11 protein-coding genes are annotated in these 16925 nt (G+C 47.1%); 8 read left to right on the top strand and 3 right to left on the bottom strand.

All coding sequences use genetic code 11. The annotated features are described in order from the left end of the window. The 6 genes from QEH59_RS07775 (at position 1) to QEH59_RS07750 (ending at position 7875) form a co-directional block, all read left to right on the top strand. Positions 1 to 1032, top strand: coding sequence for a PIN/TRAM domain-containing protein (locus QEH59_RS07775; protein WP_308984802.1), 1032 nt, complete (start codon positions 1 to 3; stop codon positions 1030 to 1032). A 169-nt stretch (positions 1033 to 1201) separates the two neighbouring features. Continuing rightward, positions 1202 to 1549 (top strand): type II secretion system protein, encoded by a 348-nt coding sequence (locus QEH59_RS07770; protein WP_308984801.1) that lies wholly within the window; start codon positions 1202 to 1204, stop codon positions 1547 to 1549. A 70-nt stretch (positions 1550 to 1619) separates the two neighbouring features. Continuing rightward, on the top strand, positions 1620 to 3524 hold the full coding sequence (locus tag QEH59_RS07765; protein ID WP_308984800.1) for a glycosyltransferase family 39 protein: 1905 nt from the start codon (positions 1620 to 1622) through the stop codon (positions 3522 to 3524). Continuing rightward, positions 3521 to 5290, top strand: a complete 1770-nt coding sequence (locus QEH59_RS07760; RefSeq protein ID WP_308984799.1) for a hypothetical protein — start codon at positions 3521 to 3523, stop codon at positions 5288 to 5290. Before QEH59_RS07765 ends, QEH59_RS07760 begins: the two co-directional genes overlap by 4 nt. Further along, on the top strand, positions 5283 to 6047 hold the full coding sequence (locus QEH59_RS07755) for a class I SAM-dependent methyltransferase (RefSeq protein ID WP_308984798.1): 765 nt from the start codon (positions 5283 to 5285) through the stop codon (positions 6045 to 6047). Before QEH59_RS07760 ends, QEH59_RS07755 begins: the two co-directional genes overlap by 8 nt. After that, on the top strand, positions 6034 to 7875 hold the full coding sequence (locus QEH59_RS07750) for a hypothetical protein (RefSeq protein WP_308984797.1): 1842 nt from the start codon (positions 6034 to 6036) through the stop codon (positions 7873 to 7875). Before QEH59_RS07755 ends, QEH59_RS07750 begins: the two co-directional genes overlap by 14 nt. Positions 7876 to 7893: 18 nt before the next feature. Here QEH59_RS07750 and QEH59_RS07745 read toward each other — a convergent pair whose 3' ends face one another. Further along, entirely contained in the window at positions 7894 to 9984 is a 2091-nt protein-coding gene (locus QEH59_RS07745; RefSeq protein WP_308984796.1) for a spermidine synthase, read from the bottom strand. A 132-nt stretch (positions 9985 to 10116) separates the two neighbouring features. Here QEH59_RS07745 and QEH59_RS07740 point away from each other — a divergent pair, with 132 nt between their 5' ends. After that, on the top strand, positions 10117 to 11544 hold the full coding sequence (locus QEH59_RS07740) for a glycosyltransferase (protein ID WP_308984795.1): 1428 nt from the start codon (positions 10117 to 10119) through the stop codon (positions 11542 to 11544). Positions 11545 to 11591: 47 nt separating this feature from the next. On the opposite strand, the gene QEH59_RS07735 is transcribed toward QEH59_RS07740, so the two are convergent. Both QEH59_RS07735 and glnD read right to left on the bottom strand, forming a co-directional pair. Continuing rightward, on the bottom strand, positions 11592 to 13289 hold the full coding sequence (locus tag QEH59_RS07735) for a GAF domain-containing protein (protein ID WP_308984794.1): 1698 nt from the start codon (positions 13287 to 13289) through the stop codon (positions 11592 to 11594). A 13-nt stretch (positions 13290 to 13302) separates the two neighbouring features. Beyond that, positions 13303 to 16092 carry a [protein-PII] uridylyltransferase gene (gene glnD / locus QEH59_RS07730; RefSeq protein WP_308984793.1) on the bottom strand — a complete coding sequence of 930 codons (2790 nt, stop codon included), beginning with the start codon at positions 16090 to 16092 and terminating at the stop codon, positions 13303 to 13305. Between the two features lie 173 nt (positions 16093 to 16265). Between glnD and slyD the strand changes: the two genes are divergently transcribed. After that, positions 16266 to 16829, top strand: a complete 564-nt coding sequence (slyD, locus tag QEH59_RS07725; RefSeq protein WP_308984792.1) for a peptidylprolyl isomerase — start codon at positions 16266 to 16268, stop codon at positions 16827 to 16829. Positions 16830 to 16925: the final 96 nt, after the last annotated feature.

Raw genomic sequence — 16925 nt, 5'->3', positions numbered from 1 at the left:
ATGGATCGAACGATTTTAATAGTTCGTGTGTTTTTCTTGGTCGTCAGCATTCTGGGGTGTCTGTTGCTGGGGTATACCACCGAGGGCTGGGATCTCATGCCCGTTTTATTTATCGGTATGAGTGTAGCCGCACTCGTTATTTTGACCGATATGATGCTGCAGGGCTTTTCTCTACGCGGGCTCTCTGCGATAACCTTCGGCCTTGCGGTGGGTGGATTGATTGCTTTCTTGATTTCAAGTTCACCACTGTTTGAACCATTGGAATCGGATCCGCGTTTAGCGGAGACGCTCTTTTTGTCCAGGCTGGCACTGTATATTATTTCAATGTATCTGGCCACTGTGGTTGCTTTACGTGGCAAGGATGAATTCAACTTGGTGATTCCTTATGTTCGCTTTAGTGCGCAGAATGTCGAATCTCTCGTAGTTGTGGTGGATACCAGCGCTCTGATTGATGGGCGAATTGCTGCGATTTGCGATAGCCGTTGGTTTGGGTATGCACTGGTCATTCCACGTTTCGTCCTGGATGAGCTGCAATCGGTGGCCGATTCGAGTGAGCACGCACGTCGGGAAAAGGGGCGTCGCGGTCTCGAGGTGCTAAATCGTATTCGCAGGATGAAGCATGTGGACTTACGCATTCATGAAAGCGAAGTCACTGTGCGTGACGCTGTCGATTCTAAGCTAGTGTATCTGGCAGATACTATGAAGGCTAAGTTGTTAACTACAGACTATAATTTGGCGAAGTTGGCGGAATTCCACGGTGTCGAGTGGTTAAATATTACGTCCTTGGTGAAGGCGCTGAACCAGGAAGTGTCGGTTGGGACCCGTTTGACCGTAGAGCTCGTTAAGCCCGGGAAAGATTCAGGGCAAGCGATTGGTTATCTGCCGGATGGTTCCATGCTGGTGGTTAACAATGGTCGTAAGTGGATCGGGCAGGAAATACGGGTAGAGGTTGATTCTGTAGTGCCGTCTTCTGGAGGGAAGATGATTTTTGCAACGCATTATCCCGATGGAGTGACGGCTCCATCGGCCTAGTATTAGGGCTCTGTGGGCGAATCCAAGGTATTTAAAAACTTTGTTAAAGCCAGTGCCTGCGCGGTTTGTACTTGGATTTTTTGTACTAAAGTCTTTTATTTGAGATGCTTGGGGAGTCTTCCCTGGTCAAAATACATATATTAAATCATACAAATAAAGGAATATCATCATGGATACTAAAAGCAAAAAGGGGTTCACTCTCGTCGAAATTATGATCGTGGTCGTTATCATCGGTCTTCTTGCTGCAATGGCGATTCCCGCCTTCCAAAAGGTTCGCGCGACATCTCAGGAAAAAGCGATTACAAATAACCTTCGCCAACTTTCTTCGGGTGCTGACCAGTACTTTCTTGAATACGGTGTAACAGAAGTTGCTTCTACAAAATTGGTTGGTCCTGATTCCTACATCAAGGCTTTTGATGATGTAGGCACCGACGATAAATACACAACTACCATCAAGCAAGGTGAAGACATTACAGCAAATCTTCCGGATGGAACAGTTGTTTCTGTCGACTTCTAGTCTGTTCTAGTTAGTAACTTTTACGAATTAAAGGCTGTCCGTTTATCGGGCAGCCTTTTTTATGTGCATTATGCGTCACCGTTGTATTCTGCTATTTTTGGCCTCGTTGTTGGCGATCTATTTTGGGTTTTTTTACTTTGACGTAGAGCGAGCCTTTCTTGTTGTGGGGTGGAGTGGTTATTGGTTCATACTGCTTGCATTTTTGTTGGCCATTGCGTCTTGGTGGCAGGTTGTTAGCGGGGGCGTTCCGATTGGAGAGAGGCTGGCTGCACTACGTCAGAAGAAGCTTCGAGTATATTGTCCGGTTCTGGCTGTTTTGCTGACTTGGATGTATGTCCTAAATGCACAGCCAGCCGAATTTAAAATACATATGGACGAGCCAGTTTTAGCAGCGACTGCGAAGCAGATGCACGTGGACCGAAGTTGTTTCTATTTCACTGCAGGCTATAATGTGCAAAATATGTATTATCCGAACTCTGGGGCAGTGGATAAGCGACCTTTGCTTTTTCCATTCCTAGTTAGTTTGTTGCATGACACCACTGGCTACCGGGTGGAAAACAGTATTTACTTAAACGCGATTGTTCTTTTGTTATTTCTTGCTACGGGTTTTTACTTGGGAGGTAGGTTGCTGCCTTCATTGGGGGGCTATCTTACGCTTGTCTTGCTGGCGACACTGCCGCTGCTATCAGTCGTCGCGAATTCGGGTGGCTTTGACTTGCTCAATACGACGATGATTGGGCTGACTACGGTTGCTATGCTCAAATATATTGAGAGTCCTAGTTTGAAGCATCAGGCGCTATATATTGCATCAACCATTCTTTTGGTTCAGTCGCGTTATGAGTCTGCTGTCTTCGTATTGCCAGTTGCCATTGGCGTCCTTTGGCACTGGTGGCATGTACGCAGAATTGAGATCTCGATCGCTCTCATCCTTGCACCTCTACTGTTGGTGCCATTTGGCTTACAGCGGGTTATGATGCGGGAGTATAGTTCATTTTGGCAGATGCAGGATGGGCGTTCAGAGCCATTTTCCCTTAGTTATTTAGGGGATAACTTGCAGCATGCGGGAATGTATCTCTTTTCCATGAGTGGGGAATTGCCTAACAGCTTTCTGTTGAGTGTATTGTCAGCTCTAGCATTTCTATGTCTAGTGTGGTCGTTTTTTTCAGGACGCTGGGCGAGTTGTTTTAACCATCCTGTTAAGTCTAGAATGGCAATGGTTGTGGTAGCGTTGATACTATTTAATTTTGGTCTCTTAATGGTCTATCACTGGGCGCATTTAGATGATATGGTTGTAACGCGCATTGCGCTGCCGTTTTTATGCCTTCAGGTAGTGGTAGTGTTAGCGGTCTTTAGAATTTGGATACCTAGAGGAGGGGGGCTTAAACCACAAGGAGGCATCCTTGTTCTGTGTGTACTATACTTTTTAGTGGTGAGCCGTCCTGCGATCGCAAGGAATGAATATCTCGATGAAATCGAGAGTGAGAGTTTGTGCGACCGAGTGCTAAAATTGGGCGACGACTTGAAGGGCCAGCCATTGCAGGGGAACCCCCTACTTATTTCTCAAGTGAGTATTGTAGGGGTTTTATCCAATATCTCTTCTATTTCTGTGATTACAGCCCAGCGGCAACTTCCAGAGCTTGAGTTGCATATGCATCTAAAGACATTTGATGATGTGTTCGTTCTCTATTTGGTTGGTGAAGGGGCTTTCGAGGCGAATTTTAAGCGGGAGGGAAAGACGCTCAGTTATGAGCGAATTGAAAACTGCTTTAAGCTGACTGTACTTGAAGAACAGATGACGCCTACAGGGAAGCTGCTGAGGCTCGCACGTGTGGAAGGCATTCGTAGGGAGGCCTTACCCGCTAGCAATCTTTTGCGGCCAGATTGGGGAGACGTTCAAGTTGATTACACGGGTAGAATGTCGGAAGAAGCGATAAAGAACCGACTGTTTGTTGAAACTCTGCCTAAATTATTGTGAGTAAGGATCTAATCATTAAGTTTGTGACTGGCCGTTGTGTGTTATTTGCCTTGTCTGTCATATTATCTGTCGCCGCACTATTTTTGGTGGTTCCCGCCACGCGTGCTGCTGTGGTACAATACGGCGGGTATTTTTTCGCACTGAGCACTACCATGCTTTTTCTGGCGTGGCTCGCTGTAGCTTTTTTACGCGAACATTTCTCAGGGTCTTGGAAAATAGCTAGCATCTCGCTTGCATGCGCTGCTACAGTCATCGGGAGCTATGTCATTTTTGTGCACGCAGATTTCGGATATAAGATTGCGATGGATGATTATGTCCTAGCAAATACGGCTAGAAATATGCACGAAGACCGTCAAGTGCTTACCGATGTGAATCTTCTGTTGGATCACGCTGGCAAGCAAGTCGCTGCCAATACGGTTATTGATAAGCGATTGTGGCTGTATCCATTATACGTCTCTATTCTGCATGATTGCTTGGGGTATTCAGTGTTTAATAGTTTTCTGCTAAATGGGATTTTAGGAGGCCTATTATTTCTTTTAGCTTATGCATTTGGATGCCTTTTGTCGGGCGCTCCAGCAGGTTTTCTGACTGTTCTATTGTTCGCTGGCCTGCCGCTCGTTTCGCAAATTGCTAGCGGCGGAGGTATGGAGCTTTTAGGCTTGGTTCTCTTAATCGTAGTCATGCTGGGAGCGATTGCTTATCTTAAGCAGCCGAGTAGGCTTGGCGAGGGGGTCTTGGTTTTGGCTACTGTGCTTCTTGCATATACTCGCTATGAGTTGGCATTGTTTATAGCTCCAGTCGCACTTATCGTTTTGTTGGGCTGGTTGCGTAGTGGACAAATTCAGTTATCCTGGGCGACTATTCTAGCTCCACTATTGTTAGTTGCTTATGGCTTGCATATTCTTGATTACCTTAGCCAACCAAGTGCTTGGGAGCTGACTCGAGGGGCAGAAACTGCATTTTCGTGGCAGTATTTAATCACAAACTTCTCCCATGCGCTCGCATTCTTTTTCGCATGGGATGGTGATCTTGCGAACTCGCCTATGCTCAGTGTATGCGGTTTAATCGGGTTGGTTGCGTTTCCTCTGGTTTTTAAGTATCGGGTCGCTGGTCAGAGATTTCTAGACTTTAGGCCAGTGGATCTCTGTTTAATTGTATTCGCTCCGTTTCTTATACTTCAGTTTGTACTTATTCTTGGGTTTCATGCCAGTCGCTTGGATAGCCCGTTTGTATCGAGGTATTCCTTGTTATTTTATTGGTTGTTAACGCTCAGCTCAGTTGTGTTAATGACGCATTTCGCTCGTCAGTTTAAATCTGTATGGTGCTATGCCATCATTAGTAGTACTTGTTTTGTTCTTTTTTATACCATGTCAGTGAATGCAAATCCTCCATATAGTCGTGAGAATTTCGTGGTGAACGAAGATCGCTGGCTCGGGGCTTTTGCTGATGAAGTTGCGCCAAGTGCGCTGTGGATTGATCGATACTTGTTAACGCATACCATGCGCGAAGAGTCCTCTCTAGGTTTGAATGCTTGTTTGCGTTCTTCAGATAGTATTTTAGGTTTAGTTGATGACGGTGTATACGAAGAGATCGTCTATGTTGAGCGCTTATTATTGAATGGTCAGGCATATGTGCCTGAGAGTTTACAAGCGCGTGCAATGCGGGATAGATTTCAAATGGAAATTCTCGCAGAGCGCTCGTTTAGACCCTATCATTTGACTCGAATTTGTCGACTGGTGAGCCTTAGAGGGAGTGTGGATGAGTGAAGTTGAGATGACATATGACTTAAGTCTGCTTGATTTGAGTTCGCGTGCCTGGCATAAAAAGTCAGGTTTGAGACGTATCTATCAGGAGTTGTACCAGCAGATGCTAGATGCATGCGTAGATGGTGCTAGCTTGGAATTGGGGTCAGGAATTGGTGTGATCAAGGAGTTTAATGATTCGGTTATTACTAGTGATTTAGTGAAGACACCTTATGTTGATCGTGTGGCTTCTGCTTATGATATTCCGCTTTTTCAGGACCAGCCATGGGCAAATATTATGGCATTGGATGTATTGCATCACCTAAGAAGTCCCTTGGGCTTAATTGAAAGTGCGAGTCAGGTTTTGCGCCCTGGTGGGCGACTCATTCTAATGGAACCCGCAAGCACATTATTTGGACGATACTTTTATCGTGCCTTTCATGTGGAACCGATCGCTCCCAAAGGAATCATTGCGCCATATGAATTTCCTGCAGATGATGATGATGGCAATTTTGCGAATATGGCAATGGCGCTTGAACTCTTTAAAGAGCAAGCTTCGACGACGGAGAGTAAATTTGTGGAGTTAGGGATGACTATTCAGAATATCTCGTATCGAGACTGCTTGGCCTATCCTCTTTCGGGAGGGTATTCAGGGCCACAATTTTTACCTGGCTCCATATTGTCTAGCTTGATGAAAATTGAATCATGGATCCCGCAGTTTTTGTTGCAGTATATTGGGCTACGTATGCTGATTGTTCTGGAGAAAAATGCTTCCGTTTAAACATAGTAACCGTTTTGCCACCTTAATGCGAGGCTCGTTCAGACTTTGGCTACTGCTGGCGTTTGGGGCTTCTTGCCTTACTGTAGGTTTTGCGCTTCCAATAAGTCTTGCGTATCAAGGCGTCCGTGAGGCCGGTGTTGTGTTTGTCATGGCGCTATTGGTCGGATGGTTATGTTCTTTGGTGCTTTTGCTTAAGAGGCGATTCATGCTTGATGGCTTGGGCGCACGCACTGATTGGTTCTTTGGTGCTGTATTAATTGCTTTAACCATACTGACTTGGAATTTCTTGGCAGAGCCTAGGTTTGGTGTCATGGATGATGAAGGGACATTAGCGAACACCGCTTTATCTATCTACGAGACAGGGGAAGTTTTCTCTGCGCATCGTGGATACTGGCTGGGGGATGATTTCGAAATTGTTGACGGTCGTATGGATAAGCGGCCTTGGTTGTTCCCTGCCATTGTGGCGATGTATCATTGGATTTTTGGCTATGACGTGGGTAATGCGTTCAAGGTTAATTATTGGATTAGTCTTTTTGCAGTGCTCACCTTTTGGTTTCTTTTGAAGCAGTTTTTCCGTCCGCTGATTGCTTTGGTGGCCATACTGCCATTCATCTGGAATCCGGTGTGGTTACAATCAGTCTGCGGGGCGGGCTTGGAACCGGTTAATTATCTGCTTATTGCGATGTTGGGATGTACTATGTTTTTCTGCGGGGAAGAGAAATATGGTCAAGCTCCTGAAACTTTAGCGGTTTTCTGTGCTTCGCTACTTGCTTATGCTCGTTATGAGTCTGCTGTGTGGGTGGTGGTGCTCGGCGTGTTCTTAGTTTTGAAAGCAGGAAGACTTACGGAATTTCGCCCAGGCCTTGCGATATTTATGGTTTCTTTTTTGCTGATACCATCGATTTGGCTGTTGCGATTGACCTTGGCACGAACTGATGGTTTTCAGGGGGCAGGCACTGAAGAATTGCCAGTTTTTAGCTTGGACTATCTCAGGGAGCATTTGGTTGATAATTCCTTATTCTTTTTGAATCCATCTTGGAGCAGCCCAAATGACTTATTTCTGTTGCTCGTGGGTGCTTCTGGCCTGGTGTGGGCTGTTTACGCCTACTATCAGAGCCAAGAGAATGTAGATCGATTTCCTGAGTGTCGAATCGCTGTAGTGACTTGGTTGTCAGGTTTTGTCATTATGTATTGCATCTATGCGACCTATTTTTGGGGGAGTTTTCAGGATGCATTGGCTGTGCGCTTTAGTTTGGTTGTCATCCCTCCCTTGTTAGCTGGTTGGGGGTTTTTCTTAAATGAGCTTACCAAGAGGTTGCACTGTGATATTTCTATTCTGTTTTTTGTGTGCTTGTTCTATGCGTTATGCTCTCTACCGAATGTTTTAAGTTTAAAAGAAGTGCCTAAGCGTAATCCACATGCTGCCTCACAAAATTGGAAACTCGATTGGCTGCAAACCGAGCAATTAGAACCAAAGACTACTTTTTTTATCGATAACCATCCGCACGTTTGGAATGCGGCGCGCTATCCTAGTATTACTTGCAATAAGTTGGTGGCCCGCTTAAAGCCACTATCCTATCAAATGAAGAGAGGTGGCTTTAAGAATGTCTTTTTGGTGGAGACCTTGCGTCTGAATGCTAGTGGAGAATGGAGGCCTGTCTTGTCGCAGCATCATGATTATTTTCAACTAGAACCTGTTGAGGATGCTTATTATCAGTTGACTCCTTCACTACGAACTCAAATCAGTCGAGTTCTTCACATTAAAGATCATCAACGGACAATGGATGATTTTGATGATCTACCATACGACCCTCTATACTTACCATAGCGAATCCTCGTCAACAGCCTAGAGGAATTTCGACCAGAGTAGTAGGTCGGTAATCGAATTTTGGCTGTCTGTCCACGGAATGGATTGTCTTAAATTGCTGGGGACTTTAAACATTGAGCTGACATAGGGGTTAGAGTCTGCTTTAGGTCGAAGGAAATCGAGGAATTTATCGACTTCATCTATAGGAGGGATGACTATATAGGATGCGGAGCGATAGTCTGTCTTGGATGCGACTTCGGGGGGGATAATTGTCATTATTCGAACGCCCCGTCGCTTGCTGGCTTCTAAGTTAGCTTGAAGAACTGGGGTGACCTCCATCCATCGACTGGAGATGTGATAAATTATCCATCCGTTTGGAGCTGCATTAGAGAATTCACTGAAAGCTTCTTTGGTTAGTAAGTGCGAGGGGACTGCATCGCCTGTAAATGCATCGACGATGAGCATTTGTAGTGGGGAGTCTAGCTCTCGAATTCCAATTCGTCCATCCGCAAGGCGGAGTTCGGTTGTGGCCGGACTATTACTCAGGTAGTTGAAAAAGTTCTCTGCAATTTGTAATATGCTTGGGTCAATATCCCAAAATACCATGTGATCCTGTTGGCGCCCATAGTAGGCGAGTGTGCCTGCGCCTAGGCCTATAACGCCAATTTTTCGCGATGATTGATCATTCTTTGTGTTCAGATACTCAAAAACCATACCGATCGGAGATTCAAGATGGTAGTAAGTCGTGGGAAGGCCTTTGATATCAGTCTGTGTGATCTCCGAACCATGTAGTGTAGCTTCACTACTAATAGATAGTCTGCCCGGAGCAACTGTCAGGATGTTCTGGCTATAGATTGAGCGCATGAAATGATTTTGTATTTTCGGCGCCTTCGCATTGATCTTATGTAAATCATGGCTTAACAGCCAGCATGCAGGCGATAAGAATACCAGTAGCAGGGCCAGTTTCAGTATTGGTTTATTTATTTGGCATACACTTATAACGATCAATATTGATAGGAAGGCTGCTAGTTGGAATTCGTAATTGCGATTGAAAATATATGGTGCGATTAGAGTTGAAAATAGACCTGCAAGGCATCCACCGAGTGCGATCATTATGTAAAATGAGGTGAATGAACTCTGCGAGCGACTTTGATATAGTGTGCCGTTTAGAAATACGCATCCAGCGGCTACGTTGAGTAGCAATAGCTGTATACTTCGCGCATCCAATCCGTTCATTGCGAGGCCCTGTTTATAGACATAGGCCGTAAAAGTTATGACGAACACAATGCCAGTCGCGATATTGAGTTTGCGTCCCCAAAAACCTGAAAAGGTTAATGAAAAGGCGCCGAGATAGATGGCTAATGGAAGCACCCATGCTAATGGATGTGAGCCGAGTTCAGCAGTTAATTCCCGGGTGGTTGCCATGAATAGCAGGCATGATAGAAATGCCAAAAGCAGCCAGTAGAGGATTCTTTGTCGAGATGCCGCATCTTCGTTTGAGGCCTTTGGGCGAAAGCTTGCAGGCGGGAGGTGCCAGCGGTTGACGCACAGACTTAAGACTAATAGAGCGAGTAGGCCTAAGGAGATACGCCATGCCAAGGATTGGGCTTCGAGTGATATGTTTGGTTCAATCCAAAATGGATAAATGAGGAGTGCCAATATACTACCTAAATTTGAAAGCGCGTACAAATACCAAGGGATATGCCCACGAGCGACGCCTAGCCACTCATGTAAGACTACTCCGATTGTGAAAAGGAACGTGACTGGAATAATTAATGAGAAACTAAGTCCGAGTATGAGCTGCCAAATGCTCATCGCACCTGGGGTAATCTCTGGAGGGGCTTTGAGTAGAATCACAGATAGAATGGCAAATATGGCCATGCAAATAGACTGCAGCTTTCCATTCATTTTAACGATTGCGAAAGCGCTCAAATATCCAATCAGTACGCAAGCCTGAAAAAATATCAGTGTACTGAGCCAGGTGGTCGCGGTGCCTCCAAGTATCGGTAGTAAATACTTACCTGTAATTGGTTGTATTGAAAATGAGAGGGCTGGCGCAAGAATGACAGTGATCGCAGTTAGGTAGGCCGACGCAGTATTGCGAGCGGGCGAGGATGGCTCATTTTGCATAGTGCGAAATCAAAGCTCTGCGCATTGTTATAGCAAGTCGCTTTCTCGTGAACTGATTGTTAAAAAAATGTCCAGAATGTCTTTGTTTGACTGTATGTTAAAAAGAAGCCCTTACTAGCATCACTTTTAAGAATGGATACGAAGGCTTTAGAAAAACATTTCAACGTGATCGCTGAACAAGGTGATGCATTTCGCGCGCGGCAGCGCGGTTTCCACTCGCAAGTGCAGGGGTATTTTCGCTTCCACGTGCAAGCTGGGATGCGTGTGTTGGAAGTTGGTTGTGCGCATGGGGATTTACTTGCATCGCTCAATCCTTCGAGGGGGGTGGGCATTGACCTTAGTCGGAAAATGGTAGAGCGGGCTCAGCAAAAACACAATCAACCAAACCTAGAATTCAAAGTCGGTAATTTGGAAACCTTTGAGTCTGAGGAGCAATTTGATGTTATCATTCTCGATTATCTGGTCGGGTATCTGCCCGATGTGCATACTTGTATTGCTAATTTGCGTCGCATGTGCCATGCGCGTACTCGTGTGCATATCGTATCGCTCAATCATGTTTGGTTGCCTCTCATGAAATTGGCGCGTGGTCTGCGTTTGACGAGTCCGCAGCCTCAAAGTAACTGGCTGAGTTCAAAGGATATTCAAAATATACTTGAATTAAATGGTTTTGAGGTCGTGAGCAGTGCAACTGAGCAAATATTGCCTTTTCGGGTTCCGCTTTTGGCACCCTTTTGTAATAGTTTCTTGGTTCGTTTGCCACTCTTTCGCCACTTCGGTATGTCCACGACTGCGGTGGCACGTCCTATGATGTTACCAAAAATCGAAGGTGAGATTAGTTGCTCGGTTGTGGTGCCTGCACGCAATGAGTCTGGCAATATTCGAGCGGCTTTGGAGCGTATCCCGACTCTCGGGAAACAGACGGAGGTGATCTTTGTCGAAGGTAACAGTGTGGATGACACCTGGGAGGTGATTCAGCGCGAAGTGGCCGCCTATGAGGGGCCTCATCGTGTGCAATATTTACAACAGCCTGGCAAGGGGAAGTGGGATGCTGTTTTCGCAGGTTTTGCGGTGGCAAAGGGGGATGTGTTGGTGATTCAAGACGGTGACTTGACGGCGCCACCTGAGGATTTACCCAAGTTCTATGAGGCGATTGCATCGGGCAATTGCGAGTTTGCGAATGGTTGTCGTTTGGTTTATCCGATGGAATCGCAAGCAATGCGCTTTCTGAATCTGCTGGGCAATAAATTCTTTGCGACTGCACTCAGCTTTGTGCTGGGGCAACCGATTAAGGATAGCCTGTGTGGGACAAAGATGCTGCTGCGTGCTGACTATGTGCGCCTACTTCAACGCATTGAAGTGTTGGGAGATTTTGATCCTTTTGGGGATTTTAATTTGCTCTTCGGTAGTGCGATGCTCGATCTACGGATTCGTGATATTCTCGTTCGCTATCGGGACCGTACTTATGGTGATACTAATATTTCACGTTTCCGACACGGGTGGATCTTATTACGCATGACTTGGTTTGGCCTGCGTAAAATCCGCTTTTTTAGCCTTCGATGAGTTGCATTTTATGTATGTGAGGACTTCCTTGGGGCGAAGTCGTTGCATTATAATTTGGAGAGTGGTAGCCAGAGATGAAAAGTGCTACCAGCGGGAGAAGAGTGCGAGAGTTCGATGTTGCCACGATGGTCGCGTAGTATGCGCTTGCTGATGGATAGACCTAGCCCCGTGCCGTCGGGGCGATCAGTCAAAAATGACTCGAAGATGTCAGCTTGAATTGCTTCGGGGATGCCGCTGCCATTGTCTGCAATGGTGAGATGCGCTGCGCTTGCGTCCGCGTCTGCTCGGATCTCTATACGTCCCCCATCAGGCATAGCTTGAGTGGCATTGAGCACCAGATTGAGCATGACCTGTAAGATTTGACCTTTGTTCACATCGACTAAGATTCTTTTGGCGGGTGCAGAGAATTGGATGTCGATCTTTTGTTGGTGGAGTTTGAGGCGTACTAGTTTGAGCGTGTCGTTAATGAGTCCGCTGAGATCGTGACGGGTGTGCATGCCCTCGCGCGTGCGCCCGAAGCTGAGTACTCTTTCGACGATCTCTTCCAGTTGATTGAGCTTTTCTCCGATGACTTGTATGTCGGTATGACGTGGATCTCCATTGGGGAATTGTAAGTCGAGTGAGTCGAAAAGTAACTTTATGACTGTTAGAGGATTGCGGATTTCATGCGCAATTTCGGCAGCCAGCATACCGAGGGTCGTGAGCTTCTCGTTGCGGCGTAAGGACTCTTCGCTGGCAAAAATGCGGGAATAATGACGTGCATTTTGTATGGCAATTGCACCCACCCCTGCGAGGGTGGTGAATACGTTTTTTTCGTCATTATTGAAGCGGTGGGATTGATCTGTGTAGGCGATGATGACTCCGATGACCTCTTCGCCGAAAATAATCGGAGAGGCGAGCATGGAAACGAGGCCTTCACGCCGGATGATTCGATGGAAATCATTTTCTTCGGTAAAGGCTAGGTCATGTATTTCAATTTGCTTGCGTCGATGTATTGAGGCGGCCAGCGCACTGTCTTCGAGCGACAGAGTCAGTGTTTCGTCGACCATACCGCTTGCATTCACGAAGCTGTGAAGTTGCAGTTCACGACCGTCGCCGCCTAGGAGAAAGAGAGCGCTACTATGGCAGTCCATCAGTTGGCGTGCCTGTCGAGTGAGTGTCTTCATCAACTCGTCCCGGTCTAATTCACCAACGAGTTGCTGGCTCATATCTACCAGTGATTCCAGTTGGTTGGCTTTGGTCCGCAGTTGCTTGATCATCCACAGACGTGAGACTACCCGGGTGGCTTCATTGGTTAGCAGGGTAAGGATTTTGAGAGCGGAGTCGTCGAAGGCGTTGATTTGTTCGCTGTCCACATTGACGACTCCGATCACCATCCCTTGGTCTTCCATGGGGACAGCCATTTCAGAGCGAACGCTGGGACGTACGGAAATATAGCGTGGTTCTTGTCGAACATCGCCCACGATCAGGGCACGACCGTGTAAGGCTGTCCAACCAGTGATGCCTTGGCCTAAGGCTAATTCTAGATTATTCCAATCCTCTGGTAGGCCATAGGAAGCTTCTAGCTCCAGGCCTTTAGTATCGGGATTAATGAGGGAAATCGATGCGCTACTCGGTTTGAGTACGCTGATGATCTCATCGAGAATTAGGCGCAGCGCCTCCTTCGGCTCTTCAGTATCAGAGACTAGGCTACTGATGCGATAGAGCGAGTCGATCGCAGTTTGCTCGTTTGGATGGGAGTCCATATACGGCAATACTCTATTCTTTCACTATTTTGTCCAGCTCTTCACGCAGTTCTAGTAGCGCGGTGGTATTGCTGTCTTCAGCTGGCTTCTCATTTTTGATGTAAAAAGTATCCATTGCCACGCCACGTTCGGTGGCGATGCGTGCAAAACTGATGTCGAAGCCTTTCTTGGTGATCAGGCGGGAGAGTTGATAGAGTAGGCCGATACGGTCGCTTGCCTGCACTTCAATGATCGTTTGTTTGAGCGAGAGTTCGTGATAGACATCCACACTTGGCGGGAAGGGGGCTGGAAGCATGTCTTTGGTTTTAGTCTTTGCCAGGATCTGAGCCTCACGCTCGTTGATGGCTGGCATGAGTTCTTTCTCTTCGATCAAAGCTTCATGCAGGCGCTGTTCAAATATCCCGCGCGCTTTCTTGTTGGAGACGACCCCGCCGTCGGGGTCCATTACATAGAATGTATCGATTGTGATGTGGTCTTTGCGTGTGATGGCTTTAGTGCTGACGATATTGACGCCTGCAAGTGTGAGTGCGCCTGCGAGTTTGTAGAAAAGGCCCGCCCGGTCCCAGGTGACGACGTCGATTACGGACATGCTGAGGTCTATGTCGTCGTGCCAGTCGATGATTGGAGCTAAGGTCGCCATCGATTCTGCTGACTGTATCTGGTTGAGCAGTCGGTTGACCATGCGTAGGTGCAGTTCGATGTCATCTTGGTGTGTGTTGATAAAATAGCGCTCTGGAAGTAAGTTGAAGTGAGCTTCAATCTCTTCCTCTGAAATACCCTCAATGTTCTTTTGGAGTAGTTGGTTGTGTAGCATGGTGATTTGGTCTTTTCGCTTTTGTTCGATTATCGCATCGTCTTCAAACTGCTCAAGGGTCCGAACGTACAGGGTGCGGTGCATCGCGTCTTTGTAGCTGTTCCACAAGGTAGGGGCAGTGCCACGTGCATCGCAGTAGGTATGTACATATAAGAATCTGAGTTTTTGCGGGTCTTCGATGAATTCTGCGAAGGAGGCCGCTGTTTTGGGATCGTCTAGGTCAAAGCGTTGCCAGAATCGTGCCATTTCTAAGTGATTACGTATAATAAATAGAATTTGTTCCTGTTGCTCCTGCCCTATGTCGAATCTTGTGAGGATTGGTTGTGCGATGCGTACCCCGTTTACGTCGTGGTTTTTAACGCCTTCGGCTTTTCCAATATCATGTAGCAACAGTATTAAGTAGAGTAGTAGTGGGTCGTCATTTTTACGTAATTCTTTTTCGTAGCGCGTGTATTCTTCGTCGTGCTTACTAAATACGCGATCGAGATGACGTATGGTGCGCAGTACGTGTGCGTCGGCGGTGTAGCGATGGTAATACTCATGTTGCACCATGCAGGTGAGTTCACCAAATTCCGGTAGGTAGCGGCCGAGTACGCCCATTTCATGCATTTGCATTAGAATGGGATAAACTTCACCAGGGCTGCGTAAGATGGCGCAAAAACTTTTTGCTGCAGAAGGGTTGTTAATAATGGAGTGATCAAGCAGAGGGATCGAGCGTGTGATTAGGTAGCGTAGATCTGAGTCCAAGCGGGCGCCGAACTGTTGTGAGAGGCGAAAGATACGTATTAGGCGAACGGGGTCTTCCTTGAAAACATTCGGATTGTCGGCAGAAAGAACTTTTTCGTGTAATTGGAAGCCTTCCACTTTTTTGATAGGCAGGTGTTGGTGTGCACGTAAGGCCTCGCGAAAGCTGATGCGCCCTTTGTCGCCGGTGGCAGCTTCGAGGGCCATGCGCTCTTTTAGCATTTCGCTGGTTTGATAAATGGTGCGTGCTGCCATGTAATAGTCCTTCATGAATGACTCGACGCGCGCAAAGATGTCTTTTTGCGGATAGTTGAGCTGGGCAGCGATGTTGGGTTGCTGCTCGAGATCTAATTTATCGGTCGGGCGCCGGTTTTGTAGATGGAGCTCGGTACGTGTGCGTAGTAAAAAGTCATAAGAGGCAACCATTGTCTTGCGTTCATCATCGCGTAGCAGTTTCGCTTTGACGAGTTCGCGAAAGGAGCGAAATCCATATTTGATGTGTGCCATCCATAGAATATTTTGATAGTCTCGCAGGCCTCCAACGCCGTTTTTGATATCGGGCTCTTGCAGGTAGATGGTGTTGCCTGATTTGGCATGACGCTCGAGTTCGTCTTCGAGCCGCTGTTGGATGTAGATCTTTGAATTTTCCTTTTTTACAAAATCATCGAACCGGCTGCGCATGCTCTTGTAGAGTGGTTCTGAGCCACATATGACGCGCGACTCTAAAATTGCATTTTTTGACTGTACTTCTTTACGGCACTCTTCGATCACTTCTTTGGCGTTGCGAGAGGCGTGTCCTACTTTGAGGCCGAGGTCCCAGAGCGGATAGAGAATTCCTTCAGTCACGACTTCCTGGAATTTTTCATATTCTTTACCGCCAGCTTTGAGTGGGTAGAGAAACATGATGTCGATGTCGCTATGTGGGTTTAGTTCACGGCGGCCATAGCCCCCAGTCGCTAGAATGGCCATTTTGCATGGCAGCGGCCCGTGTTCAGTTGCATACAAATCGAGTGCGGCCAAAAATAAGTTTTCAATGATCACGTCAATCATGGCTGCTCTGGCTTGGCACACCTTACGCCCGGATTCGCCCTTGTGATGCATGCGTTCCAGCATCACATTTTCTAGTTCCATGTAGCGCTTATAGGCGGGAAGCTGTTGGCTGCGTGAGACGCCAGGGTCGAAAACGAGCCGCTTTTGAGCGTGTTGATGGAGGCGTCGGAAGAGCGGATTATCTTGAATAGGCATGTGCCGGACTGTGGTTAATTTCCCCAAGGAACCTTTTTTTTGCACTAGGCGTCAAGTGAGTTCGCTAGATGCTGCATCCTGTTTCAAATAAATCGCTTTCGTTTTTGACCCCACGGCGCTTTCTGTTACCTGTGCTGGTTCTTTATTAATTAGAAACACCAATACCAAACATTATGCAAATTGCAGAAGGAACAGTCGTCGCTATGGACTACGCGCTTAAGGACGACGAAGGAACATTACTCGATCAATCTCAGCCAGGGCAACCGCTGACGTATTTACATGGGCATAAAAATATCATTCCAGGCCTTGAGTCCGCGCTAGTGGGGAAGGCTGCTGGCGATACTGTTGAGGTGCGTGTCGCTCCAGAGGACGGTTATGGTGCGCCCAATCCTGCACTGGAGCAAGTGGTGCCTCGCGATCGTTTTCAAGGCGTTGAATCGCTGGAAGTCGGCATGCAATTTCAGGCTAGCACTGATCAGGGCCCAGTTTCTGTTCGTGTCGTTAAAGTTGAGGAGGACGATGTCACTGTTGATGGCAATCACCCACTCGCGGGCAAGCACCTCAACTTCAATGTGACTGTGCAAGACGTGCGCGAGGCCACTGAAGAAGAGTTGGCACATGGTCACATTCACCAAGGCGGCGGTTGCTGTGGCGGTAGTGGCGGTGGTGGCGGCGAAGGCGAATGCTGCAACGATGACAAAGAAGAGCCAGGTGGTGGCTGTGGCTGCTCGCACTAGTCTCGTCGCTTAGTTTTTGTATGAAAGCGCCTCTCCGAATGCTCGGTGAGGCGCTTCTTTATAAGGGGGGGCTGAGTCTTCGAATCGGAGCGTGTG

The sequence above is a fragment of the Thalassobacterium sedimentorum genome, assembly GCF_031127905.1.
Taxonomy (GTDB): domain Bacteria; phylum Verrucomicrobiota; class Verrucomicrobiia; order Opitutales; family Coraliomargaritaceae; genus Thalassobacterium; species Thalassobacterium sedimentorum.
Note: the sequence above shows the minus strand (reverse complement) of the source record. Positions and strands in the feature narration are given on the sequence as shown.

Coding starts and splice junctions, on each gene's coding strand:
- QEH59_RS07775 (WP_308984802.1), top strand. CDS start 1: ATGGATCGAACGATTTTAATAGTTCGTGTGTTTTTCTTGGTCGTCAGC.
- QEH59_RS07770 (WP_308984801.1), top strand. CDS start 1,202: ATGGATACTAAAAGCAAAAAGGGGTTCACTCTCGTCGAAATTATGATC.
- QEH59_RS07765 (WP_308984800.1), top strand. CDS start 1,620: ATGCGTCACCGTTGTATTCTGCTATTTTTGGCCTCGTTGTTGGCGATC.
- QEH59_RS07755 (WP_308984798.1), top strand. CDS start 5,283: ATGAGTGAAGTTGAGATGACATATGACTTAAGTCTGCTTGATTTGAGT.
- QEH59_RS07750 (WP_308984797.1), top strand. CDS start 6,034: ATGCTTCCGTTTAAACATAGTAACCGTTTTGCCACCTTAATGCGAGGC.
- QEH59_RS07745 (WP_308984796.1), bottom strand. CDS start 9,984: ATGCAAAATGAGCCATCCTCGCCCGCTCGCAATACTGCGTCGGCCTAC.
- QEH59_RS07740 (WP_308984795.1), top strand. CDS start 10,117: ATGGATACGAAGGCTTTAGAAAAACATTTCAACGTGATCGCTGAACAA.
- QEH59_RS07735 (WP_308984794.1), bottom strand. CDS start 13,289: ATGGACTCCCATCCAAACGAGCAAACTGCGATCGACTCGCTCTATCGC.
- glnD (WP_308984793.1), bottom strand. CDS start 16,092: ATGCCTATTCAAGATAATCCGCTCTTCCGACGCCTCCATCAACACGCT.
- slyD (WP_308984792.1), top strand. CDS start 16,266: ATGCAAATTGCAGAAGGAACAGTCGTCGCTATGGACTACGCGCTTAAG.